The sequence below is a fragment of the Bradyrhizobium sp. AUGA SZCCT0105 genome, from assembly GCF_018129565.1.
GTDB lineage: Bacteria > Pseudomonadota > Alphaproteobacteria > Rhizobiales > Xanthobacteraceae > Bradyrhizobium.
The window spans coordinates 469,213-494,664 of record NZ_JAFCMK010000003.1 but is presented as its reverse complement, the minus strand read 5'-3'; the positions used below and the strand labels follow the sequence as shown (position 1 = coordinate 494,664).

The window sequence follows — 25,452 nt, the reverse complement described above, 5'->3', positions numbered from 1 at the left end:
AAACCGAAATTTTGCCCGGCAAGCCGGCAAGAGAGCGGGAAGCTCCTCAAGGCGGGCCAGACAGGAGTTACGGCGATGAAGTTGTTCACAGGTTCGATTGCAGCCGCCGCGCTCGCATTCAGCGCAGCCTCGGCCCAGGCGCAGCTGGTGACGTCCGTCCGGATTGGCAGCCCGTCTTTCGTCAGGGTATCCGACATGGGCGGTCCCTACGCCGCCATGCCCGAGGTTCCGCCGCCGCCGCGCTTCGGCCGCGTCCCGAGCCTGCTGCCGCCGGTCGAAGTCTACACCGTGCTGCGCGAAAACGGCTACCTGCCGCTCGGCGCGCCCCAGCAGCGCGGCTTCGTCTACACGATCTCGGTGATCGACCAGGGCGGCGACGACGGCCGGCTGGTGATCGACGCCCGCGACGGGCACATCGTCCGCTTCACCCCGGCCTACCGGCTCGGCGACAACTTCGAGGAGGAGATGAGCGAGACCTACGGCCCGGTCGGTCCAATGCCGCGGGCGATCCAGGCGAGGGTGCCGCGGCCGCCGCTCCCGATCCCGCATGTCGCCAGCCGTGTGCCGGTGCCGAAGCGGAGCCCGCTCGCGGCCAGGGCAGCGCCCGGTCCGGCGCCGGCTTCTGCCCCGGCGGCGGCCCAGGCTCCCGCGCCGGCGGCTCAGGCGGCCGTCGCCCCGACGGCTGCGCCACAGCCTGCGCCGACCCAGGCAGCTGCACCCGAGCCGGCCGCTGCGGCGCCCAAGCCGGCCGAAGCCCAGGCGGCCGCGCCGCAGGCCGTTCAGCAAGCCGAAGCTCCGACCGTCGGTCAGGCCGCTCCACCGCCGCCGGCGCCCGCGATCCTGCCGACCCAGGCGATGCCGAAGGTGCAGGGTCTGGAGTGACGGCGTAGCCCGGATGGAGCGCAGCGTAATCCGGGAAGGTCCCGCCGCGGCGAACAACCCCGGATTTCGCTGCGCTTCATCCGGGCTACGGCTTATCCGGGTTACGGCACCGACAGAAAAAACGCCCCGGTTTCCCGGGGCGTTTTCGCGTTCAGCCAATATCTGCCGACGCGGGATCTGTCGCTTAGGCCGCGACCTTGCTGGCCGAGCCGTCAACCACCTGCGGGGCCTTCTCGCTGCCGCCGATCGGAATGCTGCGGGGCTTCTTGGCCTCGGGAATCTCGCGGACGAGATCGACGTGGAGCAGGCCGTTCTCGAGCGAAGCGTTCTTCACCTGCACGAAGTCGGCAAGTTGGAAGACGCGCTCGAAGGCGCGGGAGGCGATGCCGCGATAGAGCACTTCGGCGCTGTTGCCGGAATTCTCGTTGGCGGATTTTTCGCCCTTGATCGTCAGCGTGTTTTCCTTCGCGACGATCGAAAGCTCGGCCTGCGAGAAGCCGGAGACCGCAACGCTGATCCGGTAAGCATTCTCGCCGGTGCGCTCGATGTTGTAGGGGGGATAGCCGGGGCTGCCGTCCGAGGTCACCTGATCGAGCAGGCTGAAGAGGCGGTCGAAGCCGACGGTGGAACGATAGAACGGAGTGAGGTCGTAGCTACGCATAGGGTAGTCCTCCAATGAGCGACTGTTTCAGTTACCCGCCCGCCATCGGGCCGGGCTTAGATGTGTGCAGCCTGATGTTCCGGTTCCGAAACACTGGTAGCGGCCTGCACTGAGGTGATATGGGAGGGGTCACGTCGCGTTCAAGAGGCGGAAACCGCGTCGCTTTTCGGCGCTGGCGTCCTTGATCTCCACCCTGTCCCTCCACTCCGGTCTCCTGCATGACGCTCGTCTCGATCCCCGCCAATCCGGTTCCGGACGACGTTGTCAGTGGCACCATCAAGACACCTGACGGGGCCGAGCTGCGCTTTGCGCGCTGGGCGCCGCCGCCCGGCCGCAAGGGCACGGTCTGCGTGTTCGGCGGGCGCGGCGAGATGATCGAGAAATATTTCGAGACCGTGCGCGACCTGCGCGACCGCGGCTTTGCGGTGGCGATGATCGACTGGCGCGGGCAAGGGCATTCGTCGCGGCGGCTGCGTGATCCGCGCAAGGGTTACGTGCGCGACTTCGCCGACTACGAGGTCGACGTCGAGGCTTTCGTGCAGCAGGTGGTGCTGCCGGATTGCCCGCCGCCCTATTTCGCGCTGGCGCATTCGATGGGCGGCGCGGTCATGCTGCGGGTCGCGCATGCCGGCAAGCGCTGGTTCGACCGCATGGTGCTGTCGGCGCCGATGATCGACCTGCCGCGCCGGCGCGTGTCGTTGTTTCCGAGCGCGCTGCTCCGGATCATGCGGCTGGCCGGGCAGGGCGGCCGCTACATTCCGGGCGGGAGCGACGAACTGGTCGGCCTCGCGCCCTTCATTGGTAATCCCGTCACCAGCGACCCGGTGCGCCATGCCCGCAACGCGGCGATCCTGGAAGAAGACCCGACGCTCGGCATCGCGGCACCGACGATCGCCTGGGCCGACACTGCGTTCACCGCGATGCGCACCTTCCGCGGCATGTCGTACCCGACCGAAATCCGCCAGCCGATCCTGATGCTGGCGGCGAGCAATGACGAGGTGGTGTCGACGGCGGCGATCGAGGAGTTCGCCTACCATCTGCGCGCCGGCTCGCATCTCGTGATCGCCGGCTCCAAGCACGAGATCCTGCAGGAGCAGGATCGCTACCGCGGGCAATTCTGGGCGGCGTTCGACGCTTTCGTGCCCGGCACGCCGCTGTTCAAGTGAACCATAGCGTTTTCGAGCGAAGTGGATACCGGTTCGCGTGAAGAAAACGCGTCAAAAAGAAATCTAGCCCTGCAGCAGCGCGACGATCCGGTCGGGAAAGCGCTTTTCCACGAACAAGGTCCTGACCTCGGCGACGCTGAGATAGCGGTCCTTGCCTTCGCCCTTGCCCATGATGTCGAGCAGCACCGGCCACTCGCCGAGCATCAGCAGCGGATAGTAGCAGTGCAGGATCGCGTAGGACGGCGGATGCTCGTCCTTGGCGCGCTGGAAGTTTGCCGCCATGAAGGTCTTGATCTCGGAGGCCGACAGCCCGCGTTCGACGCTGCCGTCGGGGGCCTTGTGGTCCGTGCCGAAGGTGGCGAGCCGCGCGATCTCGTCCTCATGCACGACGGCATGCTGGTCGAGGATGCGCGAGCCGGCGCCGTGCTTGTCGAGCGGGCCATTGCGCAATTCGTCGAGGATGGCGCCCTGCAGCAGGCTGCGAATCTGGCTGAAGGGGCCGATGCCGTTGGCCATCTGCGCGACCATGAAGATCTTGGCGCCGGCGCTGAGCGCCGGAAGGCCGGTCTTGCCGGTGGCGCGGTCGATGGTTTCGGTCAGCTTCGGCAGCGGCACGATATGGCCGCCGACATAGTCGCCGGCGACCAGCGCACGCAGGAACGGGCAGGGATTGTCAGGAGAAACCTGCGGGGCGGGTGCCGCGCTTGCAGCCGTATCGGACATCAAACCACATCCTGAAAAGATTCAGCTTAAAAAGCATCCATTACCGGTGGATGAATTCGCTCAGGAATCAGCGGCGAATTTCGAATTGGATGCAACCAGAGCGAGTTTGCCGAACGGGAGCCCGGCTTTCAAGAGCCCATCGCGATAGAGCGCGATGTCGGCCGGGTTCTTCCAGTGGAAATTGCGCAAATGACGTTCGACCGTGAGATCGGGATGGCTGGCGAGCAGCGCCTCGGCCGCCTGCGCGGCTTCGTCGGCGCGGCCGAGCTGGGCGAGCGCGGCGCTGCGTACCGCGAGGCACTGCAGATGGTTCGGGTTGAGATACAGCCCTTCGCGCGACCATGACAGCGAGGCGTCATATTGCCCGAGCAGATAATGACTGAACGCGTTCAGCGCGGCCCATTGGTAGCGCGGGTCGCTGTTGCCGCGCTGAACCGCCGTCGAGAACAGATCGACCGCCTTGCGATGATCGCCGATCACCATATGGCAGATTCCAAGCACGCCGCGGGCGCCCATGTCGTAGGGATTGAGCTCGATCGCCCGCTTGATGGCGTCCATCGCGGCTTCGTAGTGGCCCTGCATCGCATGCAGATAGGCCAGCAGCGAAAATGCGAACGAGGAGCGCGGGTCGAGCCGGACGCTGCTCTCGGCCAGGCTGACCGACGAGGCCCACAATTCGCGCGTGCTCGGAATCCAGCCGAACTGGATACTCTGGATCTGGATCAGCGCGAGATAGGCGCGCGCGATCGACAGCGCGGGGTCGAGCTCGATCGCCTCCTTGAACAGCGCGATCGCGGTTTCGCAATCGTCCTTGGTCTGGTGATAGTAGTGCGAAAGACCTTTCAGGAAGCGGTCCCACGCGGTCAGCTCGGCGTTCGGCGAGCGCGCCGGCGCCGAGGCCTCGGCACGGTAGATCTCCTGGGCCACCGCGGCGGAGAGGTTCGCGGTGATCTCGTCCTGCATCGCGAACAGGTCGCCCATGTCGCGGTCGTAGCGGCCGGTCCACAGCTGCTCGCCCTTCTCGGGCGCGATCAGCTCGGCGGAAACGCGGATCTTGTTGCCGGCGCGGCGCACCGAGCCCTGGATCAGATAGGTCGCGTCGATTTCGCGCGCGATCAGGCGGGTCGAGACGTTCTTGCCCTTGTAGGCGAAGGTCGAGTTGCGGCTCAGCACGCGGTAGAAGGATTGCAGCGACAGCGCGTGGATCAGATCCTCGGTCAGGCCGTCAGAGAAATATTCGTCGGCGCCGCCGCTCAGATTGTCGAACGGCAGCACACCGACGATCGCGGTCCGGTATTGCCCCGGCAGATGCGGGCCGTCGTCGGGAACCTGCTCCTGCTTGTCGGAGCCGGCCGGCGCCCAGGTCCAGACATGGACCGGCTCGGTGATGTTCTTGAAGCGGTGCGGGCCGGCATCGACCAGGCTGACGGCAAGCCGCCGCCCTGACTCGGTGCGGGCCTTGTCCGACACCGCAATGCCGCCCGGCACGGCGACGGTCTCGAGGCGGACGGCGATGTTGACGTCGTCACCGAACACCTCGTCCTCGTCGGCCATGACGTCGCCCATGTGGACACCCATCCGGAAGTGCATGGCGCGGTCGGCCGGCAGATGTTCGTTGCGCTCGGCCATCAGGGTCTGCATCGCGACGGCAGCCTCGATCGCGCCGATGATGCTCGGAAATTCCAGCAGGAAGCCGTCGCCGGTGTTTTTGACGATTCGGCCGCCATGGTTGAGGATGATCGGGTAAATCGCGCTGCGGTGCGCCTTGAACGAGGCATGCGTCCCCGCCTCGTCGACACCCATCATGCGGGAATAGCCGGCGATATCAGCGCAAAGAATGGCAGCGAGCCGTCTTTCCATATCTCCTGTGCCCTGGAATTGGCCACTTAGCCGAGGTGACCGAATCCGATACTTACAAGACAGGCCGGGTCCGGCGGAAGCGCGGTTTACGGGCACCTATAATGCATCGTAGCAGGAATTGGCATGCGACCAACGGATCGTACAGTCCGTTTCTCTACTGAATTCGTGTGTCGCTGGGATGGCGCAGGTTGGCTGACTGTCCTTTCGGGTTCGTTACTTACAGAGGTTAATGTGGCCGAGATGCTGGGAATTCACGAGCTTTGGCTGTTTGTCCTGTCCGGGCTGCTGCTCAACGTCACGCCGGGGCCGGATACCGCTTATATCATAGGGCGCACGATTCAGCACGGATGGCGCGGCGGAGCCGCTGCGGCGATCGGTATCAGCTGCGGCTGCCTTGTCCATGTGCTGGGCGCGGCGATCGGGCTGTCGGCGCTGCTGATGGCGTCGTCGACCGCGTTCCTGGCCGTCAAGCTGATCGGCGCGGCCTATCTGGTGCTGACCGGCCTGCAGATGCTGCTGTCGCGCGCCAAGCCGATCGCTGACATCGCTGGACAGGGCGGCGAGACATCGATCTCGCGCGTGTTCTGGCAGGGGGCGCTGACCAACATCCTCAACCCCAAGGTGGCGCTGTTCTTCCTGGCATTCCTGCCGCAATTCGTGGCGGCGGACTCAGCCCACAAGACGCTCGCCTTCCTGGTGCTCGGGCTGATCTTCATCACCGGCGGCACGCTGTGGTGTCTTGGCCTCGCGGCCTTTGCGGCACGGGCTGCCAGCCGCATCCGGCAATCGACCGGCGTGATCGCCTGGATCAACCGCTCGCTCGGCGCGCTCTTCATCTATCTCGGCGTCCGCGTCGCCATGCTGGAGGCGCGCTAGCCGTCACTTGAGCGTTTTCGAGCGAAGTGGCTGCCGGTTCGCGTGAAGAAAACGCGTCAAACAAGAATCTCTAGCCGTGGATCTTGAGCAGCGCGCTGCCGGCCAGATAGATGCCGAGCAGGATCATCGAGATCAGGAACCAGCGGCGAAAGACGTCCGGCTGCATCCGTGTGCGGACCGCCTGGCCGATGAACATGCCGGTGAACGACGCCACCATCGCCACCGCGCCCGGCAGCGCGGTGGCCGCGGTCAGCAGGCCCGAAGCGGTGAGATTGAAGGCGAGTGCGATGGTCGCGGTGGTGAAGAAGACGCCGAGCGCCTGCACCAGCTCGTCCTTGTCCATGCCGATCGCCTGCATGAACGGCATCGAGGGAATGACCTGGACGCCGGTTGCCGCCGAGATCAGCCCGGTGATGACGCCGACGATGCCACCGACCCATTTCTCGTGGCGCCGCGCGACCTTGAAGTTGAATCTGCTCAGGCCGACGATCGCGTAGATCACCAGCAGTGCGCCGAGCACGACGGTGCCGTAGGCTGCGTACGGCCCGGTCAACAGTCCGGCATTGATCCAGATTCCAACGACGGTGCCGAGCATCAGCGGCCACAGCCGCTTGAGGATGTCGCGTAGATAGGGGCCGACGAAGGTCTGCCAGATGTTGGTGACGATCGCCGGCACGATCACGATCGCAATCGCCTGACCTGGTGCCATCGTGGTTGCCAGCAGTCCCATCGCGACCGTCGGCAGACCGAGGCCGAGTGTGCCCTTGACGAAGCCGGCGAGCAGGAAGGCGAAAGCGATGAAGATCAGGAGATGGTCGACCATGGCTGCACATTGACCGATCGACGCGACCGGCACAATCTGGAGGTTACGGAGTTAGCCTTCGGATCACCCGAAGGGCGGGGCGGGAAACGTCATGCGGTTCGACCTGATCGACTTGCAATTGTTCATCGCGGTTTCGGATGCACGCAGCATCACCCAGGGCGCGGCGCGAGCAAACCTTGCGCTAGCCTCGGCCAGCGAGCGGATCAAGGGGCTCGAGGAGGCGCTCGGCGTTGCGCTGCTCAAGCGCGGCCGCCGCGGCGTCGAACTGACGGCGGCGGGCGAGAGCCTGCTCGGTCACGCGCGGATCGTGATGCATAATGTCGAGGCCTTGCAGAGTGATCTCGCCGCCTATGCCAGCGGCGTCCGCGCCAACGTGCTGCTGCTCGCCAACACCTCGGGCCTGTCGGAGCATCTGCCGCGGGCGCTGGCAGCGTTCCTGCACGAACATCCCGATATCAGCGTCGACGTCGAGGAGCGCGAGAGCACCGACATCGCGACTGCGATCGCCAGCGGCGCCGCCGATCTCGGTTTCGCCGCCGAACACGCGCTGCCTGACAGCGTCGAGCGTTTCCTGTTCAGCGAGGACCGCCTGATGCTGGTTGCATCGCGCCGCAGTGATCTCGGCGGCCGCCGCCAGATCGACTTCCAGGAGGTGGTCGGCCGCGATTTCGTCGGCCTCACGGCGACGTCCGCGCTGCAGGTCCATATTTCGCGGCACGCGGCAAAACTTGGTGCGCGGCTGCGCTTCCGCGCCCGCCTGCGCGGCTTCGACGCCATCTGCCAGATGGTTGCCGCCGATGTCGGCATCGCGGTGATTCCGGAAACCGCGGCGCGGCGCTGCGCGGCGGCGATGCCGATCACAACGATCAGGATCCGCGACGCCTGGGCCAACCGCCGGCTGACGATCTGCGCACGCAGCTTCAAGGCGCTGCCGCGCGCGGCCAAGCAGCTGGTGGAATATTTGCGGGCCGAAGCGCAACGCTGACGAAGCCGAGGAGAGTGCAATGCTCAGGGTCTGGGGACGGCGCAGTTCGTTCAACGTGCAGAAGGTGATGTGGCTGATCGGCGAGCTCGATCTGGCGCACGAGCACATCGATGCCGGCGGCGCATTCGGCGGGCTCGATGCGCCGGCGTTCCGCGCGATGAACCCGCATGGCCGCGTGCCCGTCGTCCGGGATGACGACGCGATCGTCTGGGAGTCCCACGCCATCCTGCGCTACCTCGCCGCGCGCTATGGCAACGGCCGCTTCTGGTCCGACGATCCAATTGTCCGGGCGCGGGTCGATGGCTGGATGGACTGGTCGCAAACCGCGCTGCAGCCGGATTTTCTCGGCGGCGTGTTCTGGGGATTTTTCCGCACACCCGACAGCCAGCGCGACTGGTCAGCGATTCACAAGGCGCTCGCCCGCTGCGAGCAGCATTTTGCCAAGCTCGAACGCCTGCTCGAAGCCACGCCGTTCCTGCTCGGAGAGACGCTGTCGCTCGCGGACATCACCTCGGGAACCTCGCTCTATCGCTATTTCGAACTCGAGATCGCCCGCCCGCCGCTGCCAGCAGTCGAGCGCTGGTATCAGAGGCTGCAGCAGCGCCCGCCGTTTCGTAAGCACGTCATGCTTCCGTTCGAGGAACTGCGCGGCCGGCTCGACTATTAATCTACTTCGTCGTCACCACGCCGGCGTCCTGGATCACCTTTGCCCATCTCTTGATGTCGGCGGCGATGAAGTCGCGGAAATGCTCCGGCGTGTCGCCGACCAGCGTCAGGCCTTGCTCGGCGAGTTTTGCTTTGACCGTCGGATCGGCCATCGCTTCGGTGGCGATCTGGTTCAGCCTGATGACGATCGCCGGCGGCGTTCCGGCGGGGGCGACCATGCCGTACCAGTTCTCGATGATCAGGTCGGGCATGCCGGCTTCCGCCGTGGTCGGCACGTCCGGCGCGGTCGGGGCGCGCTCGCGGCCGCCGAGCGCGATCGGCCGCAGCGTGCCCGCCTTGATCTGCGGCAGGATCACCGGCAGGTCGAGGAAGGTCATCTGCACCTGCTGACCCAACAGATCGTTCACCGCCGGCGCCGCGCCGCGATAGGGCACGTGCACGATGTCGATCTTCGCCGTCAGCTTGAACAATTCGCACGCCAGATGCGGCAGGCTGCCGGGGCCGGAGGAGGCGAAGTTGAGCTTGCCCGGCTGCGTCTTGGCGAGCGCGACCAGTTCGCTCATGTTCTTTGCCGGTACGTCGGTGGCGACAACCAGCATCTCCGGCACGGTCGCGACCAGCGTGATTGGCGCAAGATCCGTCAGCGTGTCGTAGGCGACCTTCTCCATGCTCGGGCTGATCGCCAGCGCGCCGGCGCTCGCGATCGCAACCGTGTAGCCGTCGGGGGCGGCCTTCGCGACCGCATCGGTACCGAGCACGCCGCCCTGGCCGGCGCGGTTGTCGACGATGATCGGCTGCTTCGCCAGTTCCGAGATCTTCTGCCCGATCACCCGAGCGATGATGTCGTTCGGCCCGCCGGGCGGGAACGGCACGATCAGCCGGATCGGCTTGGTCGGGAATTGCAGGGCGCTGGCGGTGACGGGCGCGAGAAGCAGGAGAATGGCTGCCAGCAGCCTGCCGCACATCGTCATGTCGCCCGTCCCTGACTTTTCTCGTTGCCGTCAGGATGGGCGTAGATCAATCGCCCGGCAACTCAAGAAATCAGGCGGAGCAAGGATCAGGCGTTGAGCAGCTTCATCGCGGCTTCGTGCACGCGCGGGTCACCGGCTGCGATGATGCGGCCGCCGCCTTGTGCCGGCTTGCCGTCCCAGGTGGTGACGACGCCACCGGCGCCGGTGACGATCGGGATCAGGCCAGCAATGTCGTAGGGTTTCAGCTCGGTCTCGACCACGAGGTCGAGATGGCCGGCCGCGAGCATGCAATAGGAGTAACAGTCGCCGCCGTAGCGCGACAGGCGCGCCGCGTGCTCGACGCGGCCGAAGCGGGCGCGGTCATCCGGATTCATCAGCAGCGGGCTCGTGGTGAAGACGGTCGCTTCCTTCAGCGAGGCGCAGCGCCGCACCGAGAGCCGCCGCGCGCCCGACGGACCGGCGTAATTCGCCGAGCCGTTGTCGCCAGAGAAGCGCTCGCCGATATAGGGCTGGTGCATCATGCCGAATACCGGCGTACCTTTGTGCAGCAGCGCGATCAGCGTGCCCCAGATCGGAAAGCCGGCGATGAACGACTTGGTGCCGTCGATCGGATCGAGCACCCAGACATAGTCGGCGTCCTGGCGCTCATTGCCGAACTCCTCGCCGACGATGCCGTGCTGGGGGAAGTTCGCCTTGATCAGCCGCCGCATCACGGCTTCCGCGGCCCGGTCGGCCTCGGTGACCGGATCGAAATCGCTCGAGCTCTTGTTGTCGACCGAGAGCGAGGTGCGGAAGAAGGGCAGGATGGTTTCGCCGGATGCGGTCGCAAGGCGGCCGATGAAGGCGGTAAAGTCGATGACCGTCACGGCATGTCCCTGAAATGCGCAAACGACGCGATAGATACCGGATGTGCTCTTGCCTAGCTCAATCCCAGGCGGCGCGCACGATTAACGGAGTGTTATCCCAGCCTGGATGACCCGGTTCCGGACTTTCGATTTGGCTTCGATTCGAAAGTCTCCCTGGCTTTGGGCCGGATCACGAAGTTGCGAGTTCTGGTATACAAGCTATGCGCTGAACGCTGTCCGAACGCGATTTCTCGTGTAAACTATTGATATTCAACATCTTAATTTGGCCACCTGGTCGTGTTGCAGTTTCGCCAGACTTACCAACATTACAGAAGAAATGTTTCGAAAGTTCTTGCGTTTTGTGCAGCGCGGTCGCATATTGTTGCGGTGCGGTAGCGCCTCGCGCTATCGCTGCCCTCCTTGGGCGTTTCCTCCCTAGACTTGGGCCGCTTGTTCATTCAAGCGGCCCTTTTTTCTTTGGGCCGTCATTTCCGCGAGCGAACTGGGAATCCAATTCGGCGCCTACCGCGTCGCCAATTTGAATTCTTGGTTCATGACTTCATCGGTACCACGGGTGGCCGACGAAGGATTTACTCCGCTGCCGCCTGGAACGGGCCGAGATCCCCGAACGGAATTTTCGCGAGCGCATCCGCGAGCGACGCAAAGTCGGCCGTCACCTGGGCGAAGCGCGGTCCGCGCTCGCGTTGGCGCTCATCCATATAGACCGCGCGGTTGAGCTCGATCTGCACGGTGTGCAGGCCGCTCGCCGGGTTGCCGTAATGCTCGGTGATGAAGCCGCCGGCATAGGGCTTGTTGCGGCCGACCGAATAGCCGAGCGAGCCCATCATCTCCTCGACCAGGTCGGGCAGCAGCGGCGCGCAGCTCGTGCCGTAGCGGTCGCCGATCACGACGTCGGGCCGGCGCGGCTCGTCGCGCGATACCCCGACCGACGGCATCGAATGGCAATCGACCAAAATCACGGCACCGAACGCCTGGTGCGCCTTGTTGATCAGCCGGCGCAGTGCGCGGTGATAGGGCTTGTAGAGCACCTCGATCCGCCGCAGCGCCTCGTCGACGTCGAGCCGCTCGCGGTAGATCTCCTGCCCGTCGCCGACCACGCGCGGGATGGTGCCGAGGCCGCCGGCCACCCGCATCGAGCGCGTGTTGGCAAAGCTCGGCAGCCGCCCGGTGAACATGCGCGGGTCGAGCTCATAGGGCTCGCGGTTCACGTCGACATAGGAACGCGGGAAGTTGACCCGGATGATCGGAAAGCCGCGATCGCTCAATCCGGCGATCAACTCGTCCATGAAGGAGTCTTCAGAGCGGCGCAGCGACGCCACATCGATTCGCGACGCCTCGAGGAACTCGGCCGGGTAGACCGAGCCCGAATGTGGGGAATTGAAGATGATCGGCGCGCGCCAGGCCTGCGGCTCAACGATCTCGAACGGGGGCGACAACTCGCCAGCAAATTCGGTCATTCCCTTGGCGCCGTCCCTTGCGTCCGCCTCGCCCCGCAAGAACTGATTCTGCCGGAAAAGCGGAGATTTATGGGCGGGCATTGTCGGTAATCGCGATCATTCTGCCAAGTGAAAAGAGTGTGGCGCGGGCTGGAACGCGTCTTAAAGGCGGGAAATGCCACACGAGGTTGATTCGATGCGTGGTTCGGTCCACAAATGGCTGGCGCGCATTTGCCGCTGGCTTGACGCAAATTTCACCCGAAATTTACCGTCTGTCGGGCTTACTGTTCGGACTGCTCCTCAAGCCGGATTCGACGATCCCTGCCATGCCGAAAATTCTTCTCGCCGAAGACGACACCGATATGCGCCGCTTTCTGGTCAAGGCACTGGAAAATGCGGGTTTCAAGGTCTCGCCGCACGACAACGGCATGTCGGCCTATCAGCGGCTGCGTGAGGAGCCGTTCGAAATGCTGCTCACCGACATCGTGATGCCCGAGATGGACGGCATCGAGCTGGCGCGCCGTGCCTCGGAACTCGATCCCGATATCAAGATCATGTTCATCACCGGCTTTGCCGCGGTGGCCCTCAATTCCGATTCGGAGGCGCCGAAAAACGCCAAGGTGCTGTCCAAGCCCGTGCACCTCAGGGAATTGGTTAGCGAAGTGAATAAGTTGCTGGCGGCCTGATTCGCCAAAAAACCTTCACTTTGTATCCTTGCCTGCCCCGCCGCCGTCCGTTATAGGGACCCGATCCAAACACGGCTTTGGGTGCGTAGCTCAGCGGGAGAGCACTACCTTGACATGGTAGGGGTCACAGGTTCGATCCCTGTCGCACCCACCACGCTTCGCCCTGACGGGCTTCGCGTGGCACAGCCACGCGGAGACCTTCAGGTCGAAGCGTGTCCGGCGTAGCTTGAACGAAGTGAAAGCGAAGTCGGACTGTCACCGCGAGCAAGCTTATTCTATCGATGCGTAGCGAGAGAAGGATGCCGCGCCGAAGCCCAAAGGGCGAAGGCGGGCCTTTGGCCGCGAGCTACGGCTCGGCAAGCCACGCCATGATGGCGGGCTTCTGATTCAACCTGTCAAACAGCTCGTTCAGTGTCATGCCCGCGCATGCGCCGCCGTTAGGTCCGTCATCCTGAGGAGCCGCGAAGCGGCGTCTCGAAGGATCGACGGCCACCAGTGGGGCCGTGCATCCTTCGAGGCTCGCTGCGCTCGCACCTCAGGATGACGGGATAAGCGTCACGCGCAACAGCGTTTAGAATATGAGAACGCATTCTCGCGACATGATTTGCCCGAGCTTTGCATCTCGTCTCGCCATCTCTCTTGAAGAGGGCCTAGGGAAAGCCGGCTGCCGATCGCACCCACAAGACCGGTCAGTGCTGCAGGTTCCTGCCGCTCCAGGGTGAGGGCCGCGCCGGCGCGGCCGCGGCACCGACCAGCGGACGTCGATTCCAGTCCAGCACGGAGTCGCTGTGCAACTGCTCGACGACCCAGAGGAAATAAACCGAGGCGGGAATGCCGATCAGGTCGAACACGAGCATCGATCCGCTGCCGTGAGTCGTCGCGTCAATGAGATGGATCAGCGCGCAGGAGAAGAAGACGCCCGCCAATGCGGCCCCCGACAGCGACCACACACCGGTCGCCAGATAGCGGCGCACCTGATGGTCAGCCAGATACCAGCCGACCAGGCCGTAGGTCACGGTGACGAACACATTGGCGTAGAACGTCGCGGAGGCGACGTCGATCCAGGTGCTCGGCATCGTCGCGCGCGCGGCGAGATCGGCCGACGTGCAAAGGAACGGGATGTTTGCGCCGGGCTGGGCCATCGCCCAGGCCGCCAGCCAGCCTGCCGTGATGGCGAAGCCGCCGACCAGCAACATCGCGCGATGCGGCGAGAGGGCGATCAATCGCTCGCCCTGGCCACCCAATATCGTCTCGAACCGCAGGAACACAAATGTCAAACCTGCCGGCAGCCCGAGCAGGGTGACGGCGAGCATCGACCAGGACACGCTTTCGCCCTGCAGCACCTGGAAGCCATGCACCAGATGATGCGGGCCGCAGCTTGCCGCCATCATCGAAAATCCGATGCCGAAGCGGGACCAGCCCCGGTAACGATGCAGGCTGACCGTTTCCCAGGCCGACAATACGCCGAGGCCCGCGTAAGCCAGCCCGATCGCCAGATTGCTGAGACCGATGACGAGATACATCATCGCGAGACCGTCGCCTTGGTGCCCATGGGAGCCCCGATGTGATCAAGGAATTCGTCGATGAAATAATGATGGCCGCGCCGTACCGGTCCTTCCACGGGCTGCGCGGCGTGCAGCGCGCGTCCCGAACTTGGATGCCAGAGTGCCCTGGTCAGCATCGGCGCGATCTGTTCGGCGGCAACCGGCCGCGAAAAGAAATAGCCCTGGGCAACGTCGCAACCCATGCGGAGCAGCATTGCGGCCTGCTCACTCCGTTCGACGCCCTCGGCGATGGTGTGCTTGCCCATCGCGTAGGCCAGGCTCAGGATCGACGATACGATCGCCGTATCGCCGGGCTCGCTGCTGAGACCGTCGATGAAGCTGCGGTCGATCTTCAGGACCTCGGCCGGCATGTCGCGCAGGCGCGACAGCGACGAGTGCTCAGTGCCGAAATCGTCGATCGCGACGAACACGCCGAGCTGCCGGATCTGGTCGAGTACCTGGACGACCTCCTCCGGGGCGCTCATCATGACGCTTTCGGTGATTTCGAGACACAGGGCGGTCGGATCGACATTGGTGCTGGCGAGAACCTGGCGGAGCTCCTGGATGAAGGTCGGCTCCGCGATCTCGCGCGGCGACACGTTCACGGTCATGGCGAGCGGGCAGCCCGGCATCAGCCTCGTCCACTCGGCGAGCTGGCGACAGGATTCCTGCAACACCTGCCGTCCGATCTTGACGATGAGCCCGCATTCCTCGGCCACAGGGATGAAGTCGGCGGGCGAGATGATGCCACGCTCGGGATGTCGCCAGCGCACCAGCGCCTCGACGCCGACGACGCGTCCATCTTTCAGGCGGACCTGCGGCTGATACTCCACGAACAGCTGCGATTCCCGCAGCGCCGCCCGCAAATCGGATTCGATTTGAACACGCTTCTCGGCGCGGGCATGCAGCTCGTCGTTGAACTCGGCCAATCGCGCACGGCCACGGACCTTTGCCGCGTAGAGCGCGGTGTCCGCCTCGCCAAGCAATTGTTCGGCGGACTTCGTGCCGGGCTTGCAGTGCGCGAGCCCCACGCTTGCCGATACCACGACTTCCTTGCCAGAGAGCAGGATCGGCTCCGCCAGCGCTGCAAGAATCCGCCTGCCGAGTTCAGCTCCGGAAGAGGCCGAGGCGCGCGGATGGAGAACGACCATCTCGTCGCCGCCGAACCGGCTCGCAGTATCTTCCGGTCCGAGACAGCTTAGGATGCGCCGGGCCATTTCGGACAACACCTCGTCGCCGCTGCTATGGCCGAGTGAATCGTTGACGAGCTTGAAGTTGTCGAGATCGACGAACAGAACCGCGATCCGCGCGCCGTCATCGGCCTCGCGCGCCAGTTCAAGATCCAGCCGCTCGAGCAGCAGACTGCGCGTCGGAAGTCCGGTCAGCTGGTCATGCGCGGCCGTGTGCATCAGGCGTGCAATGACGCCGCGCAGGCGCTCGACTTCCGGGTTTGTTCCAACCGATGGAACGGCGGGATCACGCTCAACGCCCGAATGCTGTTCCCTGAATGCAGTCCCGAGTCGTATTGGGATATTCGGCCGCAGCCCAGCCATTCCCGTCCCCACTATCACTATAATATCCGGTGACGGTAGGCAGTTTGGAGTTTGCAAAAGGTTGCGTGAAGGCTGCCCGCGACTTTTGCCCGATAACGATTTGCAAGATGGTTACAAATCTACGACAGGCGCGCCGCCCATTTGTTGCGACTTTCGTCGAGGGCCAAATTACCGCCGTGCCGACCCATGGCTATTCGGAACGGGCGCCGGGGCGCGGCACGCCTCCCGGTGAGAACCCCTGTGCTGCCGCGGGCCATCGAAGGCGGCTTGGACGATAGACTTGTGCGGTCGGGCAAATCGGTGATCGGCATCTCGACGATCACGGCGCCCCGGGGCAATAAAGGGCGCGGAACACAGGTTGCACAGGGCTCCTGGCGCGATCACGGAAGGTCGAAGGAGGCATCGCAGTGCTCGATCATATCCTGAAGTTCATGACGCTCGGGACCATCATCGTCGGCATCACCGCGATCTACACGGCGCTGCACACCAACAACCGGCGGCTGGGAGCCGACATCTTCCTGAGATATTCCGAGCGCATATCCGATTTGCGGCGTCGCCTGCCGACGGCGGCGTTCCATGACGAGGGCGCCGGCGGCACCATTGAGATGACGCCGGACGAGCGCCGAATTGTGCACGAAGTCATCTTCTCGATCTTTGAGCTCTACGAGCTCAAGGTGCATGGCTTCGTTCCGCCGGGAATCTGGAAGATCAGGGAGCCCGACATCGAACGGGTGCTCTCGCTACCGGTCTTCCAGCAGGAGTTGGCGGTCGTGCAAGGCAGGTTTGCGAAGCATCCGCGCTTTGCGGCATGGCTCGACCGGATCGGGCAAGGCAACGCATAGCGGGGCGGCGCGCGATCGAGGAACGCAGGCTGCGTCGCTGGTGTTGCAGGTGCCGGCGATCAGGTTCGCTCCGCCGGCATCGCGGGCGTGTTCACCGACGAATATGATGAGCCATTGTTACTTTCGTCATCTCGACGTTCGTATGAAAATGCCGCAGCGTGCCGCAACATGTGCGCCTCGTGCGGCGCGCGTGTTCCGTTCCCATCGATCGCATTCGCGTCGCACGTGGTGGAATGCCGCATGATTAGGCAAGCGTCTTCAGGCGCGGTCGACGCGAATCCCGCGCGCGGCATTCGCGATGTGTCATGTACCGTGCTTAAGTTGCTGCGCTCTCGCGACGTTCATTTCGTCTCAGCGCGAAGATCGAGAATACTTTCTGAAGTCCCTGCGATGATGCGTTGCCCGATCGCATCGCACGAACGCAATTTTGGATTTCTTCAAGGCGCGCGTTGTCGCCGCTCTGGTTCTCGCACAAATTGTTCTTTAGACCAGTCAGGCCGAGTCGGTGACGGAGCTTCCGGGCCGGAATCCGGCAGCGAAGCGACAATGATGAACGCCATGTGTGAGCACGACTGCTGCAGGACCCATCGGCCCTATCAGGAGCGGCCGGTGTAAGCGGGTGATGTCCGCATCCAAAGATGCTGCTTCCTTGTCCGCCAGAAATTCGCCTGCCCGCCAGAGGCCGGCGACGCAACCTTGGGAATGCGCCCCCGTTGAGACGACGTTCGTCGTTTGCGACAACGGGGCACGGAATGACATGCCAGAAGACGACAATGCGCCGGCGAGTGCCGCCAAGCTCCTCGAACAAGTTCCCCTGCCACGCGAGCCCCGGAACATCAGGGACATAATCCCGTCGGTACCGCGGTTCTTCACGACACGGCTCTATCCGCCGTCGGAGCAGTTCGAGGTCTGGAAGACGCGCATGGCCTCGCTGGTCGATGTGGCGCCGTCGGAAGGCCATAGCCCTGCGCAGGGATTCGAGGTGGAGTATCTGACCTGCAACATGGCCGACGTCATCTTCACGTCAGGACGCGTTGCCGCTCAAACATTCGCGCGTGCCGTCGAGCCGTCGCAGGGCGCGCCGGTCGATATCTGGTGGCTGTTCCGGGTGCGCTCCGGCGAGGCCCGCTTCGAAACCGCAGAGCGGCGGGTTCACGCCGGGCCAGGCGCGATGTTCCTGATCTCGCTCGACGACGATTTCCGCGGCAGCATCACCGACTATGATGGCCTGGTGCTGGCTTTGCCGCGCCGGTCATTCGCGGATGTGGCCGATCAGCTTAACGACGCCTGCAACATTCTCCTCTCGGGCAATCTGATCGAACTGCTGTCCGACTATCTCGACAGACTCGAAACGCGCCTGGTCCTGATGTCGCCGGAGGAACTGCGGCAGGCCGGGCGAGCGACCGCGCAGATGATCGCCGCATGCATTCAGCTGTCTTCGGACCGGCTGGAGCAGGCACGCGGCGCAATCGAATCGGTGCTGTTCGAGCGTGCACGTCTTTATATAGAGACGCATCTCGGCGACTTCGATCTGACGCCGGATCGCATTGCGCAGCAATTGCGGATCTCGCGCTCTGCCCTCTACCGTGCATTCGAGAGCGTCGGCGGCGTCGCCGGATATATCCTGCGCAAGCGGCTGCGTGCAGCACACGCCGAACTGGTCGCATCGACCGACAGGCAGGTGCAGGAGATCGCCTATCGTCACGGCTTCAAGCTGGCATCGGATTTCACGCGCGCGTTTCGCCGCGAGTTCGGCGCCAGTCCGCGCGAGATGCGTGAACGCGTGCGCCGCAGATCAACTGCCGGTTGAAGATTTGCAGATTACCCCACGGTGCATCGAGCAAATCATTCAACTTGTGAGACGATCTGCGCGCTATTTGGACGGACTGCTGAGTGACGTTGTCAAATATGTGTCTATCATTTTTGATATGACGACTCGGGGCACATTGATGGGGCAGTCGAGCGGGCGCTGGGTGGCAAGATGCGCTCGTTGAGTTCGACACATCGTTGGCCAGGACGGGAAGGCAGGCGTGCGTTGCGCTGTCTTCATTTCGTCACATGCGGTCCCAAAGGACGCGCATGTCGGCACAGTCCGCGGCATGGCACCCCCGACGTCTGGACAAGATGTCACGAAGGGGTCGCACCATGGTTGTCGCACACAACTCGTCCGAATCGCTGAAGCGTCAAGGCCGCACCGGTTTCGTCCGGAGCTGGGTCGCATCGGGCGATGCGGGTAGCCGTTCGTTGCGGCGGCGGCTGTTGGCGGTGCTGCGTCAGGCGCATCGCAAGCTCGGCGTGAAGCGTGATCGGCTGGGGCTTGGTTCGCTCGGCGCTGGCGGGCTTACGTCAAGGATGGCAACAACGCTCGGTGCACTCGCGATCGCAATCGCCGCGACCTCGACCGCGAGCGCCCAGAACTACAACGCCGGCAGCGGCAGCGTCGCGACGGGCACCCAGGCGACGGCGATCGGCACGAACGCCTCTGCGGCTGCGGGGGCAGGGAATCCCACGGCCGTTGGGGCGGGCGCGAAGGCAAATGTTACGGGAGGGGGGTCTCCCATTGCCATCGGCACGAACGCGAATGCGAGCGGAACCGGGGGCGTCACGGCGCTTCCCGGTGGCGGCACGAGTTTTGAGGCGGTTGCCATCGGCAACGCGGCCGTTGCCACGGGGCAGGGTAGTTCGAGCCTTGGCCCCAGTGCGAGCGCGACTGGGAACTGGGCCACCTCCATCGGCTTGCTCGCCAATGCATCAGGGTATCAGGCGACGGCGGTCGGTGTTCAGGCTGCTGCGTCAGGACAATACACGGTCGCGCTCGGGCGGAGTGCGCAGGCGTCGGGCACTGGCGGCGCGATGGCGCTGGGCGCCGGCACGATCTCGAGCGGCGTCAATTCGGTCGCGCTCGGCGTCAACGCCAATGCCACCGCAGCCGGCTCAAGCGCCTTGGGCACCTTCGCCAGTGCCACCGGAGGCAACGCCAGTGCGGTCGGCGTCAGCTCCACGGCGAGCGGCAACTTTTCATGGGCCGGAGGCTGGTCGGCCGTTGCCTCGGCGGACAGCGCGACTGCCGTCGGCAAGCAGGCGGTCGCGTCGGGAATCAACTCATTCGCCGGAGGTAGCTCCGCCAACGCAGCCGGGGATTTCGCCGTGGCTGTGGGCAATCAGGCGCAGGCGCTGAGCACCGGGGGCTCGGTCGCAATTGGATCGGGCGCAATCGTCAACAGTGCAGCGACGGGCGGCATCGCGCTCGGCAACAATGCGGCATCCGCCGGCATCAGTTCGATCGCGACCGGCGTTGGGGCCAGTGCCGCCGGCACAAGTTCGCTGGCGATCGGCACTACCTCAAATGCGAGTGCCGCCGCCAGCACTGCGGTTGGCAACACAGCCGTTGCCAGCGGCCAAAACTCCTCCTCATTCGGATCTGCAGCGAACGCGACAGGAGACAATTCTCTCGCGGCCGGCGTCAGCGCCAGCGCCAGCGGAGTAACCAGTACCGCGCTCGGCATCGGCGCCAAGGCATCGGCCACGAGCGCCATCGCTGTCGGTAACAATGCCGCGGCCAGTTCCGCCAACGCGGTGGCCGTGGGCACCAATGCGGTGGCGACCGGCGGCCAGGCCGTCTCGATCGGCGCGAACAATACCGCCTTTGGCAACGGTGCGGTGGCGATCGGCGATCCCAGCTATGCGAGCGGCACCGGCGCCTTCACCGGCGGCGCGAACAACATCGCCAACAGTGACGGCACGGCGAGCGCCACCGCCGCCAACCAGGCCAACGGCGCGGTTGCGATCGGCAACAACAACAAGGCGATCGGGCAGGGCTCCGTGGCGCTCGGCAATGGCTCCACCGCGGGCGCCGCCGGTCTTGTCGGCAATGTCGCACTGGGCAACGGCGCAACCGCAGCGGCAAAATCCGGCGATGTCGCGCTCGGCTCCGGCAGCGTCACGGCTGCCGCGGTCGGCACCGCCAACACCGTGATCAACGGCACCACCTACAGCTTTGCCGGCACCACGCCGGCCTCGACGGTCAGCGTCGGCGCGGTCGGCGCGGAGCGCACCATCACCAATGTCGCGGCGGGGCGGCTCAGTAACTCTTCGACGGACGCGGTCAACGGCTCGCAGCTGTTTGCCACCAACCAGGCGATCGAAAGCATCAACACCGGCGGCGGCATCAAGTATTTCCACGCCAATTCGACGCTGGCCGATTCCTCCGCGGTGGGGACCAACTCGGTTGCGGTCGGCCCGGTGTCGACCGCGACCGGCACCAACGCGATCTCGGTTGGTAACGCCTCGGCCGCCAGCGCCGACAATGCGATCGCCGCCGGCTACCAATCTACTGCATCGGCGCTCGACTCAGTGGCGTTGGGATACATCTCCAAGGCGACAGGCCAGTTCAGCACCGCGATCGGACCCAATGCCCAGGCCTCGGCCACGTCCAGCACCGCGATCGGCCAGAACTCGGCGGCCGCCGGTGTTCAGGCATCCGCGCTCGGTGTCAATGCGAATGCCGGCGTCGCGAATGCCCTCGCGCTCGGCGCCAATGCCAATGCCTCGAACGCAAATGCGGTCGCGCTCGGCTCCGGCAGCGTCACGACCGCAGCAGTCGGTACACCCAACACCGTGATCAACGGCACCACCTACAGCTTCGCCGGCACGACGCCGGGCTCGACCGTCAGCGTCGGCGCGGTCGGCGCCGAGCGCACCATCACCAATGTCGCCGCCGGGCGGCTCAACAATGGGTCGACGGATGCGGTCAATGGGTCGCAGCTGTTTGCGACCAACCAGGCCGTCGACGGCCTCGCCAGCACCGTCAACAACATCAACACCGGCGGCGGCATCAAGTATTTCCATGCCAATTCGACATTGGCCGATTCGTCTCCGGTCGGGACCAATTCGGTTGCGATCGGCCCGGTGTCGACTGCCACCGGCGCCGGCTCGGTGTCGATCGGCAATGGCGCGACCGCCGCGAATGCCAACGATATCGCGCTCGGCTCGGGCAGCCAGACCACCACGGCTGTCGGTACGCCCAACACGGTGATCAACGGCACCACCTACAGCTTTGCCGGCACGACGCCGCTCTCAACCGTCAGCGTCGGCGCGGTTGGCGCCGAGCGCACCATCACCAATGTCGCCGCCGGGCGGCTCAACAACGGGTCGACGGATGCGGTCAATGGGTCGCAGCTGTTTGCGACCAACCAGGCCGTCGACGGCCTCGCCACCACCGTCAACAACATCAACACCGGCGGCGGCATCAAGTATTTCCACGCCAATTCGACGCTGGCCGACTCGTCGGCCGCCGGAACGAATTCGGTCGCGATCGGACCGGTGTCGACTGCGACCGGCAGCGGCTCGGTGTCGATCGGCAACGGCGCGACCGCTGCGAATGCCAACGATATCGCGCTCGGCTCGGGCAGCCAGACCACTACGGCGGTCGGCACGTCAGGCATCACCATCGGCACCACCGCCTACAGCTTCGCCGGCACGACGCCGCTCTCGACTGTCAGCGTCGGCTCGGTCGGCAGCGAACGCACCATCACCAACGTCGCGGCGGGACGGATCAGCAACGGATCGACCGATGCGATCAACGGTTCGCAGCTGTTTGCCGCCACCTCGGCGATCGACAGCCTGTCGACCATCGTCAGCAACGGCCTGACGCATTATTACAGCGTCAACGACGGTGGCACCCAGCTGGCGAACTACACCAACAACGGTGCGACCGGTGCGAATTCGATGGCCGCCGGCATCGCCGCGTCGGCAACCGCCGCCAATTCCACCGCGCTCGGCTTCAACACCCAGGCCACGGTCGCCGGCGGCGTCGCGATCGGCTCGGGTTCGATCTCCAACCGCGCGCTCGCGCCGGCTTCCGGCACGATCGGCGGCACCATCATCCCCTACAACACAACCGATCTCGCGCTGCTCGGCGCGGTGTCGGTCGGCAATGCGACGAGCTATCGCCAGATCACCAATGTGGCCGACGGCACCCAGTCGAGCGACGCCGTCACCGTGCGGCAGCTGACCGGTGCACTGTCGTCGTTCGCGACCACGACGACGAAATACTTCCACGCCAATTCGACGCTCGCCGACTCGCTCGCGGTCGGTAACAACTCGGTCGCGGTGGGGCCGCAGACCGTGGTCAATGGCGACAACGGCATCGGCATGGGGTTTGGCGCGACCGTGCAGCAGACTGCGCCCGGCGGCATCGCGATCGGCCAGAATTCGGTATCCAACTTCGCCGACTCGATCGCGTTCGGAACCAATGCGCAGGCCAGCGGCATCCAGTCCGTCTCGATCGGCGCCGGGTCCCAGACGACCAACCCGACCAGCGTCGCGCTCGGCCCGAATGCCAAGGCGACGGCACAGGCCGGCGACGTCGCGCTCGGCGCCAATTCGACCACACAGACGGTGGTCGCGACCAAGAACACCACGATCGGCGGTACGACCTACGCCTTCGCCGGCACGGCGCCGACCTCGACCGTCAGCGTCGGCAGCGCCGGGGCGGAACGCACCGTCACCAACGTCGCCGCGGGTCAGATCAGCGCGACCTCGACGGACGCGATCAACGGCTCGCAGCTCTGGGCCACCAACACCTCGCTCGACGCTCTCTATACGACGGTCAACAACATCTCGACCGGCAGCGGCGGCATCAAGTATTTCCACGCCAACTCCACCGCGGCGGATTCGTCCGCCACCGGCGCGGAGAGCGTCGCGATCGGACCGCAATCGGTCGCAAGCGGCGCGAACGCAGTGTCGATGGGCAACGGCTCGGCCGCATCGGGCGCTAACTCGGTGGCGATCGGCGCCGGCGCCAAGGCGACTTCGGCCAATTCGCTGGCGCTCGGCGCGAACTCGACCACAACGGCCAATCTGAGCGATGCGGCCTATACGCCCGTCGTCGGCAAGAGCGTCGCGGGGGTTGCGACCGGCGAAGTGTCGGTCGGCTCGGCCGGGGCTGAACGCCGCGTCACCAATGTTGCCGCGGGCTCGGCTGCGACCGATGCGGTCAATGTCAGCCAGTTGCAGGCGGTTTCCAGCGGCTCGATCCGCTACGACACCGATGCCTCCGGCAACACCACCAACAAGGTGACGCTGAACAGCGGCAGCAGCGGGCCGGTCACCATCAGCAACGTGGCGGCAGGTGTCGCCGGCACCGACGCGGTCAACGTCAACCAGCTCAACAGCGCATTCCAGCAGCTGAACGGCCAGATCGGCGAGGTGCGGCAGGACGCCTGGCGTGCGGCCGCGATCGGCATGGCCGCAGCATCGCTGCGCTATGACGACCGGCCCGGCAAGATCAGCGCATCGGCCGGCGGCGGCGTCTGGCGCAGCCAGGGCGCGCTCGCCTTCGGCATCGGCTACACCAGCGAGAACGGCCGGCTGCGCACCAACGCGGCGGCGACCACCGCCGGCAGCGAGTGGGGCGTCAGCGCCGGCGTGAGCCTGACGCTCAATTGACCCTGGCGTCGACGAGGCGGCTGGCGTGGCTGGCTTTGGCCATCTGGCTCGGCGCGGCGGCGGGCGCAAGCGCGCAGGGCGCGCCGCCACCCGCCTATGCCGTGAAGCCATCGGACGTCGTGGTGCCGGAAGGCGAGACGCTCGGCGAGTTCAGGCGGATGATCCAGCCGTTCAAGAACTGGACCTTGATCTGCGACGAGAGCCTGAAATCGAAGCGCCGCGTCTGCAACGTCACGCAATCGATCGTCAACGCGCAGGGCGCGGTTGCCTTCAACTGGTCGCTGATTGCGACCGCCGACGGCAAGCCGCTGATGGCGATGCGGATTCCCGCGGTCGCCGGGGTCGGCGCGCAGATCGAGCTCGCGATGGGCGACAGTCCGGACCGCATCGTTGCGCAGACCGATCGCTGCGACGCCAATTTCTGCTTTGCCACGATCGCTATCGGCAATGTGCTGAGGCGGCACATCCGCGCGGCGACGCCGTGCCTGGTGTCGTATCCGCTGCCGCAAGGCGGGCCGGTCGTGCTGGAGGCGCCGCTCGACGGCCTGTCCGGTGTGCTGGCGAAGCTGAAATGACCCGAGAGCGTTTTCGAGCGAAGTGGATGCCGGTTCGCGCGAGGAAAACGCGTCAAAACCAAAATCCGGAGCCCTGTTCCGATTCAATCGGAACGGAAGAGGCTCCCGGAGAGGCATGCGGACCCGGCATTCGGAGATCCGCATCGAGCTGCAGGACGAGAAGATGAAAACGCCGATGCGACTGAAGACCCCCATCCTGATTTCCGCGGCGGTCGTCGTGGCGGCGCTCAGTGCGGCCGGCGTCGTGGGATATGCCCAGCAGCCTACTCAGGCGCAGCCGATGCCGCTGCAGCAAGGGACATCAGCGCCGGCCAAGAAGCCTGCTGCCGCTGCGAAGCCGCAGCCGCACAAACAGCGTCCGCAGGAGGCGCAGACGCCATCGGCGGCGGCGGCATCCGTTCCGCCGCAGCAGGCGGGGCAGCAGCCGACGGTGTTCGACGAGCATGCGCGGCAGGGCAACGTCGCGACCTGCGCCAATCTGTTCGGGTTGCTCGGCCGCGGTCTCGCGACGAACTCCAACTACACCGCGCAGTCGCAGTGGGACGCCAAGGCCGGCAATTCGCATTCGGTGCAGTCGCTGGTTGCGCTCGCGCCAATCCAGGCGCCCCAGGGCAGCGCTGCCCAGCGTGCCGCCGGCATCGTGTTTGCCGCGCCGGTCGGGTCGTCCTGCGAAGGCAATCTGGTGCGGGTGACGCCAAGCGCGGAGAGCTGCCCGACGGTTGCCGCGGAGCTCGCCAAGCTCAACGGGCAGAACGGCACGCTTGGAGACCTCGCGACGATCGCGCTGCCGAACGGCGCGCAGGTGGTGCTGATTCCGTTCGGCAACGCCTGCGTCGCGGTAACTGCGCTCCGGGTCGCCGGATAACGCACCGCTCTCGCATACGCGGC

General features: G+C 65.2%; 20 protein-coding genes and 1 tRNA gene. 12 read left to right on the top strand and 9 right to left on the bottom strand.

Annotation, left to right across the window (positions count from 1 at the left end):
* Window positions 1-75: 75 nt before the first annotated feature.
* Window positions 76-882, top strand: a complete 807-nt coding sequence (locus tag JQ573_RS18185; RefSeq protein ID WP_212313889.1) for a hypothetical protein — start codon at window positions 76-78, stop codon at window positions 880-882.
* A 184-nt stretch (window positions 883-1,066) separates the two neighbouring features.
* Here JQ573_RS18185 and JQ573_RS18180 read toward each other — a convergent pair whose 3' ends face one another.
* Window positions 1,067-1,543 (bottom strand): Hsp20 family protein, encoded by a 477-nt coding sequence (locus JQ573_RS18180; RefSeq protein ID WP_212313887.1) that lies wholly within the window; start codon window positions 1,541-1,543, stop codon window positions 1,067-1,069.
* Between the two features lie 218 nt (window positions 1,544-1,761).
* Here JQ573_RS18180 and JQ573_RS18175 point away from each other — a divergent pair, with 218 nt between their 5' ends.
* Complete coding sequence (locus JQ573_RS18175) at window positions 1,762-2,709, top strand: alpha/beta fold hydrolase (protein ID WP_212313885.1); 948 nt, start codon at window positions 1,762-1,764, stop codon at window positions 2,707-2,709.
* Between the two features lie 63 nt (window positions 2,710-2,772).
* Here the strand turns inward: JQ573_RS18175 and JQ573_RS18170 are convergent, their stop codons facing one another.
* Window positions 2,773-3,432: a hypothetical protein gene (locus JQ573_RS18170; protein ID WP_212313883.1), complete on the bottom strand. Its 660-nt coding sequence runs from the start codon at window positions 3,430-3,432 to the stop codon at window positions 2,773-2,775.
* 60 nt (window positions 3,433-3,492) lie between these two features.
* Window positions 3,493-5,292 (bottom strand): adenylate/guanylate cyclase domain-containing protein, encoded by a 1,800-nt coding sequence (locus JQ573_RS18165; protein ID WP_212313881.1) that lies wholly within the window; start codon window positions 5,290-5,292, stop codon window positions 3,493-3,495.
* Window positions 5,293-5,532: 240 nt separating this feature from the next.
* On the opposite strand from JQ573_RS18165, the gene JQ573_RS18160 reads away from it, so the two are divergent.
* Complete coding sequence (locus tag JQ573_RS18160) at window positions 5,533-6,168, top strand: LysE family translocator (RefSeq protein ID WP_212314338.1); 636 nt, start codon at window positions 5,533-5,535, stop codon at window positions 6,166-6,168.
* A 70-nt stretch (window positions 6,169-6,238) separates the two neighbouring features.
* On the opposite strand, the gene JQ573_RS18155 is transcribed toward JQ573_RS18160, so the two are convergent.
* Entirely contained in the window at window positions 6,239-6,991 is a 753-nt protein-coding gene (locus JQ573_RS18155) for a sulfite exporter TauE/SafE family protein (protein ID WP_212313876.1), read from the bottom strand.
* A 91-nt stretch (window positions 6,992-7,082) separates the two neighbouring features.
* On the opposite strand from JQ573_RS18155, the gene JQ573_RS18150 reads away from it, so the two are divergent.
* Window positions 7,083-7,976, top strand: a complete 894-nt coding sequence (locus JQ573_RS18150; protein WP_176529113.1) for a LysR family transcriptional regulator — start codon at window positions 7,083-7,085, stop codon at window positions 7,974-7,976.
* A 19-nt stretch (window positions 7,977-7,995) separates the two neighbouring features.
* Window positions 7,996-8,643 (top strand): glutathione S-transferase family protein, encoded by a 648-nt coding sequence (locus JQ573_RS18145; RefSeq protein WP_212313875.1) that lies wholly within the window; start codon window positions 7,996-7,998, stop codon window positions 8,641-8,643.
* Window position 8,644: 1 nt separating this feature from the next.
* Here the strand turns inward: JQ573_RS18145 and JQ573_RS18140 are convergent, their stop codons facing one another.
* The 3 genes from JQ573_RS18140 to JQ573_RS18130 form a co-directional block, all read right to left on the bottom strand.
* Window positions 8,645-9,613 carry a tripartite tricarboxylate transporter substrate binding protein gene (locus JQ573_RS18140; RefSeq protein ID WP_212313874.1) on the bottom strand — a complete coding sequence of 323 codons (969 nt, stop codon included), beginning with the start codon at window positions 9,611-9,613 and terminating at the stop codon, window positions 8,645-8,647.
* A gap of 86 nt (window positions 9,614-9,699) precedes the next feature.
* Window positions 9,700-10,479, bottom strand: a complete 780-nt coding sequence (gene hisN, locus JQ573_RS18135; RefSeq protein WP_212313866.1) for a histidinol-phosphatase — start codon at window positions 10,477-10,479, stop codon at window positions 9,700-9,702.
* Between the two features lie 569 nt (window positions 10,480-11,048).
* Window positions 11,049-11,936, bottom strand: a complete 888-nt coding sequence (locus JQ573_RS18130; protein ID WP_212313858.1) for an N-formylglutamate amidohydrolase — start codon at window positions 11,934-11,936, stop codon at window positions 11,049-11,051.
* A gap of 305 nt (window positions 11,937-12,241) precedes the next feature.
* Here JQ573_RS18130 and cpdR point away from each other — a divergent pair, with 305 nt between their 5' ends.
* Window positions 12,242-12,601 (top strand): cell cycle two-component system response regulator CpdR, encoded by a 360-nt coding sequence (cpdR, locus tag JQ573_RS18125; RefSeq protein WP_092123795.1) that lies wholly within the window; start codon window positions 12,242-12,244, stop codon window positions 12,599-12,601.
* 79 nt (window positions 12,602-12,680) lie between these two features.
* Window positions 12,681-12,755 (top strand) — tRNA-Val (locus JQ573_RS18120).
* 535 nt (window positions 12,756-13,290) lie between these two features.
* Here the strand turns inward: JQ573_RS18120 and JQ573_RS18115 are convergent.
* Both JQ573_RS18115 and JQ573_RS18110 read right to left on the bottom strand, forming a co-directional pair.
* On the bottom strand, window positions 13,291-14,127 hold the full coding sequence (locus tag JQ573_RS18115) for a hypothetical protein (RefSeq protein ID WP_212313857.1): 837 nt from the start codon (window positions 14,125-14,127) through the stop codon (window positions 13,291-13,293).
* Complete coding sequence (locus JQ573_RS18110) at window positions 14,124-15,554, bottom strand: bifunctional diguanylate cyclase/phosphodiesterase (RefSeq protein WP_212313853.1); 1,431 nt, start codon at window positions 15,552-15,554, stop codon at window positions 14,124-14,126. The genes JQ573_RS18115 and JQ573_RS18110 overlap by 4 nt, the downstream gene beginning before the upstream one ends.
* Window positions 15,555-16,105: 551 nt before the next feature.
* Here JQ573_RS18110 and JQ573_RS18105 point away from each other — a divergent pair.
* The 5 genes from JQ573_RS18105 (at window position 16,106) to JQ573_RS18085 (ending at window position 25,429) form a co-directional block, all read left to right on the top strand.
* On the top strand, window positions 16,106-16,540 hold the full coding sequence (locus JQ573_RS18105; RefSeq protein ID WP_212313851.1) for a hypothetical protein: 435 nt from the start codon (window positions 16,106-16,108) through the stop codon (window positions 16,538-16,540).
* A gap of 757 nt (window positions 16,541-17,297) precedes the next feature.
* On the top strand, window positions 17,298-18,350 hold the full coding sequence (locus JQ573_RS18100) for a helix-turn-helix domain-containing protein (RefSeq protein ID WP_212313849.1): 1,053 nt from the start codon (window positions 17,298-17,300) through the stop codon (window positions 18,348-18,350).
* Window positions 18,351-18,685: 335 nt separating this feature from the next.
* A complete protein-coding gene (locus JQ573_RS18095) occupies window positions 18,686-23,989 on the top strand; it encodes an S-layer family protein (RefSeq protein ID WP_212313847.1) in 5,304 nt (1,767 codons plus the stop codon).
* A complete protein-coding gene (locus tag JQ573_RS18090; protein ID WP_212313845.1) occupies window positions 23,986-24,564 on the top strand; it encodes an invasion associated locus B family protein in 579 nt (192 codons plus the stop codon). Before JQ573_RS18095 ends, JQ573_RS18090 begins: the two co-directional genes overlap by 4 nt.
* 115 nt (window positions 24,565-24,679) lie before the next feature.
* Entirely contained in the window at window positions 24,680-25,429 is a 750-nt protein-coding gene (locus tag JQ573_RS18085) for a hypothetical protein (RefSeq protein ID WP_212313843.1), read from the top strand.
* The last annotated feature ends 23 nt before the right edge of the window (window positions 25,430-25,452 follow it).

What these genes read in the sequence shown, in the direction of transcription:
- JQ573_RS18185 (WP_212313889.1), top strand. Translation starts at nt 76, where the DNA reads ATGAAGTTGTTCACAGGTTCGATTGCAGCCGCCGCGCTCGCATTCAGC.
- JQ573_RS18180 (WP_212313887.1), bottom strand. Translation starts at nt 1,543, where the DNA reads ATGCGTAGCTACGACCTCACTCCGTTCTATCGTTCCACCGTCGGCTTC.
- JQ573_RS18175 (WP_212313885.1), top strand. Translation starts at nt 1,762, where the DNA reads ATGACGCTCGTCTCGATCCCCGCCAATCCGGTTCCGGACGACGTTGTC.
- JQ573_RS18170 (WP_212313883.1), bottom strand. Translation starts at nt 3,432, where the DNA reads ATGTCCGATACGGCTGCAAGCGCGGCACCCGCCCCGCAGGTTTCTCCT.
- JQ573_RS18165 (WP_212313881.1), bottom strand. Translation starts at nt 5,292, where the DNA reads ATGGAAAGACGGCTCGCTGCCATTCTTTGCGCTGATATCGCCGGCTAT.
- JQ573_RS18160 (WP_212314338.1), top strand. Translation starts at nt 5,533, where the DNA reads ATGCTGGGAATTCACGAGCTTTGGCTGTTTGTCCTGTCCGGGCTGCTG.
- JQ573_RS18155 (WP_212313876.1), bottom strand. Translation starts at nt 6,991, where the DNA reads ATGGTCGACCATCTCCTGATCTTCATCGCTTTCGCCTTCCTGCTCGCC.
- JQ573_RS18150 (WP_176529113.1), top strand. Translation starts at nt 7,083, where the DNA reads ATGCGGTTCGACCTGATCGACTTGCAATTGTTCATCGCGGTTTCGGAT.
- JQ573_RS18145 (WP_212313875.1), top strand. Translation starts at nt 7,996, where the DNA reads ATGCTCAGGGTCTGGGGACGGCGCAGTTCGTTCAACGTGCAGAAGGTG.
- JQ573_RS18140 (WP_212313874.1), bottom strand. Translation starts at nt 9,613, where the DNA reads ATGACGATGTGCGGCAGGCTGCTGGCAGCCATTCTCCTGCTTCTCGCG.
- JQ573_RS18130 (WP_212313858.1), bottom strand. Translation starts at nt 11,936, where the DNA reads ATGACCGAATTTGCTGGCGAGTTGTCGCCCCCGTTCGAGATCGTTGAG.
- cpdR (WP_092123795.1), top strand. Translation starts at nt 12,242, where the DNA reads ATGCCGAAAATTCTTCTCGCCGAAGACGACACCGATATGCGCCGCTTT.
- JQ573_RS18115 (WP_212313857.1), bottom strand. Translation starts at nt 14,127, where the DNA reads ATGATGTATCTCGTCATCGGTCTCAGCAATCTGGCGATCGGGCTGGCT.
- JQ573_RS18110 (WP_212313853.1), bottom strand. Translation starts at nt 15,554, where the DNA reads ATGCACACGGCCGCGCATGACCAGCTGACCGGACTTCCGACGCGCAGT.
- JQ573_RS18100 (WP_212313849.1), top strand. Translation starts at nt 17,298, where the DNA reads ATGCCAGAAGACGACAATGCGCCGGCGAGTGCCGCCAAGCTCCTCGAA.
- JQ573_RS18095 (WP_212313847.1), top strand. Translation starts at nt 18,686, where the DNA reads ATGGTTGTCGCACACAACTCGTCCGAATCGCTGAAGCGTCAAGGCCGC.
- JQ573_RS18085 (WP_212313843.1), top strand. Translation starts at nt 24,680, where the DNA reads ATGCGGACCCGGCATTCGGAGATCCGCATCGAGCTGCAGGACGAGAAG.